Here is a 13112-nt window from a genome sequence, read left to right on the forward strand (position 1 = left end):
TAAATAATTTCGACTATCAAACTATTGGCTTTAGGCTTTCAGCCTTAAGCTTTTAGCTTTTAAAGCGAAAAGCCCCATCAAGGGGCTCCGGGAGTATTAATTTGCAGGACATGCTCTAAACAAGAGGTTGTATCGAAAAAACATCGAGCTTTGAAGATTGAAAATTACGTACACGTTTGTATACGCCGTTGCCGTTGCTGCTTCCATCGGTATTGGTATTTCCTTCAATAGTATCAAATAAGTCGCCATGTACGCCAATAACAATGCCTGTATGTACCCAGTCGTTAGGCGTTTTCTGAACCAGGAAAATATCGCCGGGCTTTACTACAGCAGGATTAGATCTTACTGTTGCAACACGGCTTAACAAACCTTTATTAATGCCGGTAGTACCAACAGTATCGCAACTGTAGGTTAGCGGCATAAGTGTACGAAAATCTTTTCCTAACTGGCTTGCAGCCTGGTCAATAATGGTTTGTACAAAACCCATGCACCAAAACCACTCCGTTCCTTCATTATTATCCATATAGGCCCGCACCCAGGGACCGCAATTACTTTGCCCCTTAACAGTAAGTTCAAATGGTGCGTTGCTTAAATGCTGTATAGCCGTATTCACAACCAATTCCCTTAAGCCGGTACCTGCAACTGGGCTTTTAAATGCTTTTATCATGGGTTGGCATAACTCACCGAAAACACTACTGTCAACAATGCCGGTTTGCGGCAGGTTTTTTGCCTTCTGGAAATTCTTAACCGCTGTTTCGGTACCCGGGCCAAAGCTCCCGTCAATGCCTGTTGCTGTACCTGCCGAAGGGTTGGTAACCGCATACAGGTTAAGCCAGCTTTGAATTTTACTTACTTCTTTTTGATTGTTTGAGGCACTGCCTTTTTGTTGGGTAGCTGATATAGCTATTTCTTTAAGGTATTGTTTTTTAATCATAAAGGAAAGGTTAATAGTGATAAGGTTTAGATATCGTAATAATGGATATTTTATTACCTTCAAAAGCAAAGCTAAAGCAATCATTACAACTATAACAGCGTACTGTTACGGGATTTAACAGGAAAGCTTACGTAAAACTACGTAAGCTTTCCTGTTAATGATTTTTAATATTGTATTGGCAGCGGTACCAGCTTTAAGTTCTGGCGCTGGTGCCAGTATGGATATATTGGGTCTACCTCGCTGGCGGCATCCAATTTTTTAACCTGCTCAACCGTCAAATTCCATCCTATGGCGCCGAGGTTTTGCTTAAGCTGCTCTTCGTTACGTGCGCCAATTACCAGGTTGGCAATAGTAGGCCTTTGCAGTAACCAGTTCAATGCTACCTGTGCCACAGATTTACCGGTTTCTTCAGCAACTTCGTCAAGCACATCAACGATGGCATATAAATGCTCAAAATTTGTGGCCGGACCATGTGCGCCACCCTGCACGGTCCTTGAGTTTTCGGGGATCGGCTCTCCCCTCCTGAATTTTCCGCTAAGCTGGCCGGATGATAGCGGGCTCCAAACAATAGTGCTTACTTTTTGATCGATACCTAATGGCATCAGCTCCCATTCAAACTCGCGGTTAAGCAACGAATAATATGCCTGATGGGCTACATAACGGCTCCATCCATATTTTTCAGACACCGACAGTGATTTCATTAAATGCCAGCCCGAAAAGTTTGAGCAGGCAATGTAGCGCACTTTACCGCTGGTCACCAAATCATTAAGTGCCCTTAATGTTTCTTCAACCGGGGTGTTGGCATCAAAGCCGTGCATATGATAAATATCAATCCTGTCGGTATTTAAACGCTTAAGACTGTCCTCAGCCGATTTGATCAGGTGATAGCGTGATGAGCCGAAGTCGTTAACCCCTTTTCCCATCGTGAAAGTAGCCTTGGTTGAGATCAGTACTTCATTACGGATACCTTCCAGGGCCTTACCTAATATTTCTTCAGAGATGCCGTGCGAATAAACGTTTGCGGTATCAAATAAATTAACACCTGCATCAAGGCAAATATTTATTAGCTTCTTTGCCTCGTCAACCTGGGTATTGCCCCATGCCTTAAAAAACTCATTGCCGCCGCCAAATGTGGCTGTGCCAAAACTTAATACTGGCACCCTTAAACCGGATGCGCCTAATTGTCTGTATTCCATAGTTTAATGTTTTTGTGATGTAATGGCCGCAGCCTGTATCGCAAATTTATGTTGAATGGATCTCCCGGTGGGGTTTTTGCGCATCATAAGTTTGTCATTTATGGCCAGTGTTTCATTGCAGAGCAGTAAACAAATCTTAGTTTTGAGTAATGATTGCAGACCCGCTAAGCGTTTCCCTTTTTGAGATGAGGCTGGAAGAAATCCATCGCCGCGATCCTATGCTAAGGTATGAAATCAGTATCCGTGATTTCATAGCGTTATTTCCGCTTAAAATAAAAAATGGCAGACCGTTAAAACCCGAACAGCCTTCCTCCTTTGCACTCGACAGGGATGTGTTTTTGCAGGTGCTTGTAGCGTTTAACCAGTCATTCAACTAATTAATCCGCTCCCCCTGCTTCGTCCAATCAGGAACACTTCTAAATAACAAATAAACAATTTTGACGGCTTGTCAAGTTTTAACTTTGGCCAAAATTTAACACATGGAGAAAACTAAACTTACCATTAATAATAACGGTTCGGTTAAAATAGAAGGCGATTTTGAAATTGTTGATATGCAGGGCAACGCTTACGGCTTACAGGGCCGTACTGTGGTTTCTATTTGCCGTTGCGGCTTATCAGCAAACAAACCATTTTGTGATGGTTCGCACAAAGGCCATTTCGAGCATAACGCTATCGCATTTGATCTGCCTCCAAAAAAAGTATAAACAATTGTTTTATATACATTAAGCCCGGTGTTTAATTACATTGGGCTTTTGTTTTATACACGATTTTTAAAATAATCTGCATTTTTGAAAACTATGCTTAAATCAACAAGGCGGCACTTTTTTCATATAGGTTATCATGGCGCCAGGTATTCGGGCTGGCAAAAACTTTCAAAAGCAATTACGGTGCAGGAGGTGATTGAAACGGCCCTTTCCAAAATCCTGAAACAACCTGTTGCCATTAATGGTTGCGGCCGTACCGATGCCAAGGTACATGCAAGTCAGTATTTTTTTCACGCAGATATTCCTGATAATTTAGATTTCGACCTGCTATTTCGCCTTAACAAACTGCTGCCGGATGATATTGCTGTATTCGATATTATCCCGATGCAGGGCGATCCGCATGCCCGTTTTGATGGCGTAATCCGTACCTATGATTATTTCATCCATAATTATAAAGACCCATTTCTTAGTAACTTCAGTTCACTTTATCCGGATCAGGATCTTGACTTGGATGCAATGAAAAAGGCTGTTTCCATCCTGCCTCATTACACCGACTTCCGCGCCTTATGCAAAACGCCCGACAGGATTGAGCACACGATTTGCCACGTAAAATCTGCAGGGCTTTATATCGACGGCAATGGAAGCAAACTCAGATTCAACATTACTGCCAATCGCTTTTTATATAAGATGATCAGGATCACTGTTGGCCGCCTGCTTGAAATTGGCAAAGGACAGATGAGCACAGATGAATTTGAGTTTTATATTGCCAACAAACAAACACCCAAAATCATTATTCCGGCACACCCCCAGGGCTTGTATCTTTCAAAAGTAACTTATCGTTACCTTGATCTTGAACCGCGGTCGGCATTTTCACTGCTCAACAGTACAGACTGGTACCCCCTATAACATTTATTTGCCATGGCAAACGTATGTAAATGGGGGTTAACAGGGTTAACACTTTTTAAATAAAACGCGTTTAAATAACTAACATTAAGACACTTAAGCCGAAGCAAGGGTTACACTAACTGATGTTTTGAGCACTTAAACATGTCCGAATGTTTGTGCTGGTTATCGGCAAAAGCAGGTACATATGAAATCAGGGACATTAACCGCGATCAGGCCCTAAAACAAGTATCATTTGATACTGATTGCTCATCAAGATCATAACCTTATATCGTTAGCGATCTTATAACAAATCGTCGCCGCTAAATATTTAGATGCAGTTCCCCTGCCTTATCTGCTGATTTTTAAAAATATGACGCGTTAATTTGGTACTTTTGCACCCTCATTTTAAATTTTAATAAGTATCCTGATGGCGTGGTCTGATAAATTGAAGCTTAACAAACAATTATTGCGTTCGGTTAACGAAGCCGGTTTTGCAAACCCTAAAGAGCTCCAGCTTAAAACCATCAACCGCATTATTGGCGGGCAGGACATTATTGCCATTGGCCCTGAAGGCAGCGGAAAAACCACCACTTATGTATTAGGCGTATTAAACCGCTTTAACTATGCCCCCGAAGGCGTTCCGCGTGTATTGGTGCTTGTGCCGGAAAAGGAACAAGTGTTTGCTGTTATAGAACAGTTTGACAGGCTTAACAAAAATAAATCTATCCGCATAGTTGGCCTGTACGTCACCCCTGGCTTTGAAAGCCAGATGGATGAGCTTGCCGACGGTGCCGACATTGTTGTAGCCACTCCCGACAGGGCGAGGGCCATCTATCTTAAACTGGCCTTAAATTTAAATAAGGTTGATTTGCTGGTGATAGATGATGCCGACCAGATTGTAAAAAAAGGTTTGCAATTGCCGGTTGTTGAACTGGCTAACAGTATTGACAAGGGCCAACACCTGGTGTTTACCGAGGTGTTGCACGCCAAACTCGAAAAAATGCTTGATCCTTTCATGAGGCAACCGGCTACAATTGAGATTGAGGAACTGAGCGAAACGGCAATTGAAACCCATGAGCAGCTTTTATATAACGTACCAAACTTTGGCACGAAGCTAAACCTGCTCAATTTATTCATGTACGATGAAGAGCTGTTTACTAAAACCATTGTATTCGTAAACACCCAAACAACTGCCGAAAAGCTTTTTCAAAGCCTTAAAAGCCGTTTACGTACCGGTGTAGCATATTTAAACCCTAAGTTTTTCGACTCAAAGGGGTTCAAAACCATTCAAGAGTTTAAAGCCGAAGCGGGTGCAAGAATCCTGATCGTGACTAACGAAAATGACGAAAACCTTAACCTGAGCGGTATCCCCTTCCTGATCCATTTTGATTTGCCTACAGATAATGAACTGTTTATTAGCCGTGTGGCAAATGCTAATCCCGACGATAAGGAAGAAACGCTGGCCATGACCTTTGCTACTGATATCGAGTTGAGCCAGGTAAAAAAGATTGAGCAGATGATAGGGAATAAAATCCCAGTAGCCGAGCTGCCGGATGACCTGATGATAGTAACCGAGTCGAAGCCTAAAAAAGCGGATGCTAAGGAAGATGTTAAACCAGCAGGCGTTGGCGAAGCTTTTCATGAAAAGAAAGCGTCGAATGCCAAAACTTATAATTTAAGCGCCAGTACTAAGGCCAAAATGAACAAGAAGAAAAAGCACGGATAAAGACTCCGTTGTATCCAGACTTACGAAGTTTTAAAAACTTCGTAAGTCTCTATCGCATTTTTACTATACTATCTCCAAATACAACTCTTCTACCTTTTTCCTTGCCCAATCGGTTTTTCTCAAAAACTTGAGACTTGATTTTATACTTGGATCATCGTTAAAACAATTGATCCGGATCCGTGTGCCCAGTTCTTTCCAGCCATAGTGAGCTACCAGTTCATTAAGGATCATCTCAAGTGTTTTGCCATGTAAGGGGTTATTGGGCTGTTGCTGCATATGGCAAAAGTAAATGTTTGTTTTGTTAAAATGGTATAACAAAATTTGTTACCATCTCGTTTAAATAGTAAATGATATTAGCTGATATTTAATAAACGGTAAATTTTATTAAATTTAATGCAGCCAATCATGCACGGTTAAACCACTTCTTCAATTTGCCCAAAAATATTTTAATGAATAGCTATAAGTGTTATCTTGTTTTATTGTTGCAAGCTATTTCGTTATGCGCGTTCTCACAAAAACGCCCCATTCATTTTCAGCATATCGGCAGCCGTGAAGGGCTTTCTGAGTTAAACATCAATTGCATTATGCAGGATAGCCGCGGCTTTATATGGGTGGGCACGCGCGACGGTCTTAACCGTTATGACGGTAACAAATTCAAAGTTTTTAAAAACATCATTAACGATACTAACAGTATCAGCAACAGCTTTGTTCAGGATGTACTCGAGGACAAAAACGGAAACCTGTGGATCTCGACCAGCGGCGGGGGATTAAACATGTACGACCGTAAACTTGATCGTTTTATCCATTATCGCCATAACCGAAACAATACCAATTCAATTGCGAGCGATATTTTAGTTAAAATAGCGCTTGATAAAAGCGGCAACCTGTGGATCTCGAATCAAAAAGAAGGTCTTGATCAGTTTAATATTGCTAAAAAAAAGTTTACACATTACCGCTATAATGCAGCCGATGCAACCAGTTTAAGCGATAACAATGTCCGTACAGTTTATGTGGACAGTCAAAATAAGGTATGGGTGGGCACAACCTACGGCGGACTAAATCTTTATAAGCCTCAAAGCGGTGATTTTACCCGCTTTGATCATGATGAAAGCATCTCCTCTTCTATATCAGCCAACAAGGTCAATGCTATTTTGGAGGATAGCGATCATCGTTTATGGGTTGGGGTGAGTGATGGGGGCCTTAATTTGTTTAATCCGGCAACCCAAACTTTTACTCATTATAAGAATGATCCGCACGATAATAATTCCCTTTCGTACAACACGGTGCAATGCATGGTCGAAGACAGTAATCATAACTTGTGGATAGGTACGGAAAACGGCGGGTTAAGTATTTTTAATTATGCCGAAGGAAAATTTAACAACCATTTTGAGGATGATGTAGATAACAGCAGTATTGCTAATAACTCGGTAGATGTGATCCTGAAAGATAAGAGCGGGAATATATGGATCGCTGCATTTGCATCAGGCCTTAACTTTTATAAAAAAACAAGCGAAAACTTTATACACTACAAGCACGGCGCCCAGCCAAATAGTCTGTCAAATAACTTTGTATTAAGCATTTACGAAGACAAAAATAACAACGTATGGCAAGGCACAGATGGCGGCGGCCTCAATCTTTTCAACCCGGAGAAGGGTGAGTTTAAGGTTTATAAAAATAACAAAAACGACAATGCCAGTATTTGCGGCAACTATGTTTTGGCTATACAGGAAGATGCTAAAAATAACCTGTGGATTGGCACCTGGGGCGATGGGGTAAGCATGATGAACCCGCAAACCCGCAGGTTCAGGACATTTAAACACAACCCGGACGACAGTACAAGCATAAGCGGCAATAACATTTATGCCATAACCAAAACACTTGATGGAAAACTATGGTTTGGCACGCTTGGGACAGGGCTTGATTTATTTGACCCTAAAACCAATAAATTTATTCATTACCGCCATAAAGCCAATAACCCCAAAAGCATAAGCAGCGATAACATCAATTCGCTGCTTGGCGATTCGAAAGGTAACCTTTGGGTGGGCACTAATGATGGAGGTGTAAACCTGTATGATGCCGCAACTGATTCATTTAAACCGGTACAATACGAAAAACTGAACAGCGCGGTAGGCAACAATACAGCGCTCGACCTTTTTGAAGATCACCTGGGTAATATCTGGATCTGCACTTACGGCGGCATCTATCGCTTAAATCCTGCTACAGGTAAGGTTACAAACTTTAAAGCAAAGGATGGCCTTCCTAATGATTACGCTTATGCTGTTGAAGAAGATAACAGCGGTAATTTATGGATCAGTACCAATAAAGGCATTTCCAAATACAATCCTAAAACTAATCAATTCAGAAATTTCACCATTGAGGATGGTTTACAGGCCGACGAGTTTAAACCTCACTCGGCTGTAAAAAGTCATGATGGCACCATGTACTTTGGCGGGGTCAACGGGTTTAACATGTTCAATCCTGAAAACATCCATGAAAATGTATATAACCCTCCGCTGGTACTTACCGATTTTCAGATTTATAACAATTCTATCCGCGTAGCTCAAAACAGCGATGATCCTTCGCCCCTGAAAGAAGATATTTCTGAAACAAAATCAATAACCTTAACGCATGATCAATCGGTTATATCGTTTGAATATGTATCTATGGACTTTGCCCTAAGCAATAAGGGAACCTATGCTTATTTACTCGAAGGCTTTGATAAAACCTGGAATTATGTAGGCAATAAAAACACGTCCACGTATACCAATCTGCCGGCCGGAAATTATGTATTCAGGGTGAAAAGCCGCAGCGCCGATGGAAAATGGTCTATCCGGCAGGTAAGCCTGAATGTTACTGTGCTTCCGCCTTTCTGGCTTACCTGGTGGTTTATCAGTTTGCTGATTGTGCTGATTGTTACGGCCATTTATGCATTTTATCGCTATAAAGTAAATGCTATAGTTAAACAAAAAAACCTGCTTGAAAAGCAGGTCAGCGAACGTACCGCCGAGGTACTGCAACAATCGGAAGAGTTGAAAACACAGTCCGAAAACCTGCAGACCTTAAATGCCGAACTCCAAAATCAGTCAGAAGAGTTACAGGCTTTGAACGAAGAACTGCTTTCCCAATCGGAAGAGCTGCAACTGCAAAAAGAACAGGAACGTGAGGCCCGGGAAGAAGCTGATAAAGCTAACCAGGCCAAAAGCATATTTTTAGCTACCATGAGCCATGAGATCAGGACGCCCATGAACGGCGTTATTGGCATGGCCTCGCTACTGGGCGAAACTGAACTGAATGCCGAGCAACGTGATTATACGGATACCATTATTTCCTGCGGTGATAGTTTGGTAAATGTGATCAATGATATCCTTGATTTCTCCAAAATCGAATCAGGAAAGATGGAAATGGAGCAGGAAGATTTTGACCTGCGCCAGTGTATCGAAGAGGTGATGGATATCTTTTCGCAAAATGCAGCCAAACGCGAACTGGAGCTGGTTTACCAGATTGACCCCGCCCTACCACAGCAGGTAATTGGCGATAGCTTGAGATTAAAACAGGTGCTCACTAATTTAACTGGTAATGCACTTAAGTTTACCGAATGCGGCGAAGTATTTATTAAAGTGTTTTTATCCAAAAATATTGGCGATAAGGAAATTGAGATTGGTTTTAGCGTGATGGATACCGGTATAGGAATCCCGGAGGATAAATTGACAACTTTGTTTAATGCGTTTTCGCAGGTTGATTCATCTACCACGCGCAAATATGGAGGCACCGGGCTTGGCCTTGTGATCAGCCAGCGCCTGGTAAACTTAATGGGGGGCGAAATATGGGCTGAAAGTGTTTATGGAGAGGGCTCTGTTTTTGTATTCACCATAAAAGCCACTATCAGCAACAAACAGTCCAAACATGTACCTATTGTTTTTAATGCCGAAGAGCTGGAGGGCAAAAAGGTACTTATAATTGATGATAATAAAACAAACCGGTTTATCCTGCAAACGCAGCTCGAACAATGGGGAATCCAAACGGTGGCGGCGGCCTCGGGCAGGCAGGCGCTTGACATCCTTACTGCCAATAATGGATTTAACCTGGTTATAACCGATATGGAAATGCCTGAGATGGATGGCGTAGGATTGGCCCGGGAAATCAAGAGCAATTATGGGGAATTGCCGGTAATTATGCTCAGTTCCATAGGCGATGGTTCAAAGAAAAAATATCCGGGTTTATTTTCAACTATTTTAACCAAGCCAGTAAAACAATCGCAATTAGGTAAAAGCCTACAGGCCGAGTTCCAAGGGAAAAAACCGGTGCCGGCTCCTGAAGCAAAGCCGGATAGACTGCTCGATGTAAATTTCGCGAAAGATCACCCCCTTAGCATACTTGTAGCTGAAGATAACACGGTTAATCAAAAGCTCATTAGCCGCATGTTGGAGAAGCTGGGCTATAGTTTTGAACTGGCCCATAATGGGCATCAAACGCTCGATAAACTAAAGGCTAATCCAACCTTCGATGTAATTTTCATGGATGTACAAATGCCTGAGATGGATGGCTTTGAGGCAACCCGGCATATTCGTCAATATGCTTTTAAGCAGCCTTTTATCATTGCTATGACCGCTAATGCCGGCCCCGACGACCGGGATATGTGTATAAGCGAAGGCATGGACGATTATATTGCCAAGCCTATGAAAACCGAAGCATTGATCAATGTTTTAAAGGGTGCTTACAAAATGATGAAAAATTTAAAGGGCAAGTATGTTTAACTGTTGCAAACAAAAGCTAATTATTGTGATGCCACACCCCAGTAACAACTATGGCGGATTTTTTTAAGAATGGCAGGTGTTATGCTTGACACTTCATGCTGATATTTATTTTGGTTATTGAGCAGGTACATGGTACCGCTGGTATTGTTATAAATATATGAGCATAAACGCGCGTCTTCACCGTCTTCATCTTTCTTCACGTCAACTCTTATACCGTTGGTTTGGTTACTGGTGTCTGGTGTTAATGCAGGGGCCGACGCTTTTACCCAGTTAATGGTATAATTTATACTTTGCGGCGAAATACCATTAGTACTTTCTTTGTAACTTTTACTATCCTGAATAACTGCAAGCAAACATTTTACGCATGGATCGCCCACCGTGGCTTCCCCATATTTTTTGCGCGGATTATTGATCACGCTATCCTTTTTACCTGCAACGGTAACTGTTGTTTTTGAAATATCATTTGATACAGGTTTCGGTTTATTTTGTTTGCAGGCAAATATGGTCATCGCCAAGGCGCAAAAACAAATACATGGTTTAAACAGAATCATGGTTTATAAATTAGCTCTTAACTTATATACATCATTTTAGCCGTTTTGTGTTATAGTGTTTTGATATACCAAATGCAGTATTAATCTATAAATGGAGTTTAAACAATTTAAACATAGATTTTATTGCATTTAATGGACAGGTAAAGGACAGTTTTTCTATAAAAATTTCTTAAAATTGCCTGATTTATTTTGCCGGGCCGGTTAATTAGCGGCAGGACTTAAACCATCATAACAATTTTAAAAAAACGGGGGTTTACCTTGTTATAAATAACACTGCGGCATATGCAGGATATCATAATAAAATGACTAATAGCGGTACAGGTTCAAATTTAACAGTTGATGTGGTTTTAATTGGCGCAGGTATTATGAGCGCCACCCTTGGTGTAATGCTTAAAGAGCTGCAGCCCGATCTGACGATTGAAATTTTTGAACGCCTGGATGTTATCGCTGCCGAAAGCTCGGCCCCGATGAACAATGCAGGTACCGGTCACTCGGCATTTTGTGAATTAAACTACACCCCCCAGCTTCCCGATGGTACCGTTGAAATAAAAAAAGCCATTAAAATTGCCGAGCAGTTTGAAACCAGTAAGGAGTTTTGGGCTTATCTTATTGAACAGGGCCTTTTAAATAACCCGCAAAGTTTTATCCGTAAAGTGCCGCACATGAGCTTTGTTTGGGGCGAAGAAAACGTTGAATATCTAAAAAAACGTCAGCAGGCCCTTACCAAGCATCACTTTTTTAAAGGGATGGAATACTCGGAGGATAAGGCTCAAATAAAGAAATGGATCCCGCTGGTGATGGAAGGCCGCGACCCTGATGAAAAAGTATCGGCAACGTTTATGGATATTGGTACGGATGTTAACTTTGGCAGCCTTACCAGTGCGCTTATAGACGAGCTTAAACAAAAAGGGGGCGTAAACATAAGCCTTAATCATGATGTAAGGAATATTAAACGCAATGCCGACGGCACCTGGAAAATTACCGTGAAAGACAAGAACACAGGCAATAAAAGAAAATTGAATGCCAAATTTGTTTTTGTTGGTGCCGGTGGTGGTGCCTTGCCTTTGCTGCAAAAATCAGGGATCCCGGAAAGTAAAGGCTTTGGCGGCTTCCCGGTAAGCGGCCAGTGGCTGGTGTGTAACAACCCCGATGTGGTAAAACAACATGAAGCCAAAGTTTATGGTAAGGCATCGGTTGGTTCGCCGCCAATGTCGGTTCCTCACCTGGATACCCGGATGATTGACGGTAAACGAGCTTTACTTTTTGGCCCATATGCAGGTTTTTCAACCCGCTTCCTGAAAAAAGGATCATTGCTTGATCTTTTTGGTTCTATTAAGTTAAACAATATACTTCCCTTACTTGCTGTGGGGCGCGATAACTGGCCTTTAACCAAGTACCTCATCTCTCAGGTTATGCAATCGCCTGCCGACAGGCTTAACGCACTTAAGGATTACATGCCAACGGCCAAAGCCGAAGATTGGGATCTGGATATAGCCGGTCAGCGTGTACAGGTTATTAAAAAGGACGCCAAACATACTGGTGTGCTGGAGTTTGGCACAGAGGTGGTTACCTCTGCTGATGGCAGTATCTCAGCCTTGTTAGGCGCCTCACCAGGCGCTTCGACTTCGGTACCTATTATGATCCAGCTTATCGAACGTTGTTTTAAAAACCATGTCAAAACAGAGGCCTGGCAACAAAAATTCAGGCAAATGATCCCTTCATACGGTGTGTCATTGGCCAGTAACGAGGCTTTGAGTGACGAGACCAGGGAAAGAACGAGCAAAGTGTTAGGATTGATTTAAAATTAGCTTAGTTTTCATAAGCCAAGGAAAAACTTATTGGTACAGAATAAATTGCATCAACAGTAATTCCATAACTGGTGGCGGGTTTCCAGGGCGGGGATAAACGAATTACACGCAAAGCTTCTTCGGCCAGGATTTCATTTCCCTGTACGCAGTGAATGTCATGTAGAATACCCAGCCGGTTAACAGTAAAGGTTAAGATTGCCCGCCCCTGTATATTATGATTGCGTGCTTCAGGCGGGTATACTATACTCTTCGCAAGATAGCTTCCAAATTTGTTTAGCCCTCCCATAAATTCAGGGACAGTATATTCCATATTAAAAGGATATTTATTACCGCTTTTAGCATAGCCGTTTCCTTTAATCACGTTGCCGCTTTTATAAGTTGCCTCATATCGTAAGGTATCGTTTAATGATCCATTCCAGGCGCCGTCTTTTAAACCGTCTTTTATAGGGCCGGTACCGACTACACTTTTAAAATCATTTGAATAAAGTATTGCAATTCCGTTGCCGTTTTCGGCTAACATCCGCCCTGTTGAGTCACTGCATTGGCTTACTGTC

General features: G+C 42.0%; 11 protein-coding genes. 6 read left to right on the top strand and 5 right to left on the bottom strand.

All coding sequences use genetic code 11. The features are described 5' to 3' along the window. Positions 1-115 precede the first annotated feature (115 nt). The gene (locus FHW88_RS09085) at positions 116-934 is read right to left on the bottom strand and encodes a peptidoglycan-binding domain-containing protein (RefSeq protein ID WP_176624758.1); all 819 of its coding nucleotides are present in this window, start codon (positions 932-934) and stop codon (positions 116-118) included. Positions 935-1098: 164 nt separating this feature from the next. Further along, positions 1099-2130: an aldo/keto reductase gene (locus tag FHW88_RS09090; RefSeq protein ID WP_176624760.1), complete on the bottom strand. Its 1032-nt coding sequence runs from the start codon at positions 2128-2130 to the stop codon at positions 1099-1101. A 149-nt stretch (positions 2131-2279) separates the two neighbouring features. Here FHW88_RS09090 and FHW88_RS09095 point away from each other — a divergent pair, with 149 nt between their 5' ends. The 4 genes from FHW88_RS09095 (at position 2280) to FHW88_RS09110 (ending at position 5445) form a co-directional block, all read left to right on the top strand. Continuing rightward, a complete protein-coding gene (locus FHW88_RS09095; RefSeq protein ID WP_139159937.1) occupies positions 2280-2507 on the top strand; it encodes a hypothetical protein in 228 nt (75 codons plus the stop codon). A gap of 102 nt (positions 2508-2609) precedes the next feature. Next, a complete protein-coding gene (locus tag FHW88_RS09100) occupies positions 2610-2834 on the top strand; it encodes a CDGSH iron-sulfur domain-containing protein (RefSeq protein ID WP_090525766.1) in 225 nt (74 codons plus the stop codon). Positions 2835-2927: 93 nt separating this feature from the next. Continuing rightward, positions 2928-3740 carry a tRNA pseudouridine synthase A gene (locus FHW88_RS09105; protein WP_176624762.1) on the top strand — a complete coding sequence of 271 codons (813 nt, stop codon included), beginning with the start codon at positions 2928-2930 and terminating at the stop codon, positions 3738-3740. A 406-nt stretch (positions 3741-4146) separates the two neighbouring features. Then, positions 4147-5445, top strand: a complete 1299-nt coding sequence (locus tag FHW88_RS09110) for a DEAD/DEAH box helicase (protein ID WP_176624764.1) — start codon at positions 4147-4149, stop codon at positions 5443-5445. A 63-nt stretch (positions 5446-5508) separates the two neighbouring features. On the opposite strand, the gene FHW88_RS09115 is transcribed toward FHW88_RS09110, so the two are convergent. Next, positions 5509-5721, bottom strand: a complete 213-nt coding sequence (locus FHW88_RS09115) for a VF530 family DNA-binding protein (protein ID WP_176624766.1) — start codon at positions 5719-5721, stop codon at positions 5509-5511. A 173-nt stretch (positions 5722-5894) separates the two neighbouring features. On the opposite strand from FHW88_RS09115, the gene FHW88_RS09120 reads away from it, so the two are divergent. After that, the gene (locus tag FHW88_RS09120) at positions 5895-10199 is read left to right on the top strand and encodes a hybrid sensor histidine kinase/response regulator (RefSeq protein ID WP_176624768.1); all 4305 of its coding nucleotides are present in this window, start codon (positions 5895-5897) and stop codon (positions 10197-10199) included. A 20-nt stretch (positions 10200-10219) separates the two neighbouring features. Here FHW88_RS09120 and FHW88_RS09125 read toward each other — a convergent pair whose 3' ends face one another. Beyond that, complete coding sequence (locus tag FHW88_RS09125) at positions 10220-10750, bottom strand: hypothetical protein (RefSeq protein WP_176624770.1); 531 nt, start codon at positions 10748-10750, stop codon at positions 10220-10222. Positions 10751-11052: 302 nt separating this feature from the next. Here FHW88_RS09125 and FHW88_RS09130 point away from each other — a divergent pair, with 302 nt between their 5' ends. Further along, the gene (locus FHW88_RS09130) at positions 11053-12552 is read left to right on the top strand and encodes a malate:quinone oxidoreductase (protein ID WP_176624772.1); all 1500 of its coding nucleotides are present in this window, start codon (positions 11053-11055) and stop codon (positions 12550-12552) included. A gap of 7 nt (positions 12553-12559) precedes the next feature. Here FHW88_RS09130 and FHW88_RS09135 read toward each other — a convergent pair whose 3' ends face one another. Further along, positions 12560-13078 carry an energy transducer TonB gene (locus FHW88_RS09135; RefSeq protein ID WP_176624774.1) on the bottom strand — a complete coding sequence of 173 codons (519 nt, stop codon included), beginning with the start codon at positions 13076-13078 and terminating at the stop codon, positions 12560-12562. Between the last annotated feature and the right edge of the window lie 34 nt (positions 13079-13112).

The sequence above is a fragment of the Mucilaginibacter sp. SG538B genome, from assembly GCF_013376065.1.
Taxonomy (GTDB): domain Bacteria; phylum Bacteroidota; class Bacteroidia; order Sphingobacteriales; family Sphingobacteriaceae; genus Mucilaginibacter; species Mucilaginibacter rubeus.

What these genes read in the sequence shown, in the direction of transcription:
- FHW88_RS09115 (WP_176624766.1), bottom strand. Translation starts at nt 5,721, where the DNA reads ATGCAGCAACAGCCCAATAACCCCTTACATGGCAAAACACTTGAGATG.
- FHW88_RS09135 (WP_176624774.1), bottom strand. Translation starts at nt 13,078, where the DNA reads ATGTTAGCCGAAAACGGCAACGGAATTGCAATACTTTATTCAAATGAT.
- FHW88_RS09100 (WP_090525766.1), top strand. Translation starts at nt 2,610, where the DNA reads ATGGAGAAAACTAAACTTACCATTAATAATAACGGTTCGGTTAAAATA.
- FHW88_RS09120 (WP_176624768.1), top strand. Translation starts at nt 5,895, where the DNA reads ATGAATAGCTATAAGTGTTATCTTGTTTTATTGTTGCAAGCTATTTCG.
- FHW88_RS09105 (WP_176624762.1), top strand. Translation starts at nt 2,928, where the DNA reads ATGCTTAAATCAACAAGGCGGCACTTTTTTCATATAGGTTATCATGGC.
- FHW88_RS09095 (WP_139159937.1), top strand. Translation starts at nt 2,280, where the DNA reads ATGATTGCAGACCCGCTAAGCGTTTCCCTTTTTGAGATGAGGCTGGAA.
- FHW88_RS09125 (WP_176624770.1), bottom strand. Translation starts at nt 10,750, where the DNA reads ATGATTCTGTTTAAACCATGTATTTGTTTTTGCGCCTTGGCGATGACC.
- FHW88_RS09090 (WP_176624760.1), bottom strand. Translation starts at nt 2,130, where the DNA reads ATGGAATACAGACAATTAGGCGCATCCGGTTTAAGGGTGCCAGTATTA.
- FHW88_RS09110 (WP_176624764.1), top strand. Translation starts at nt 4,147, where the DNA reads ATGGCGTGGTCTGATAAATTGAAGCTTAACAAACAATTATTGCGTTCG.
- FHW88_RS09130 (WP_176624772.1), top strand. Translation starts at nt 11,053, where the DNA reads ATGACTAATAGCGGTACAGGTTCAAATTTAACAGTTGATGTGGTTTTA.
- FHW88_RS09085 (WP_176624758.1), bottom strand. Translation starts at nt 934, where the DNA reads ATGATTAAAAAACAATACCTTAAAGAAATAGCTATATCAGCTACCCAA.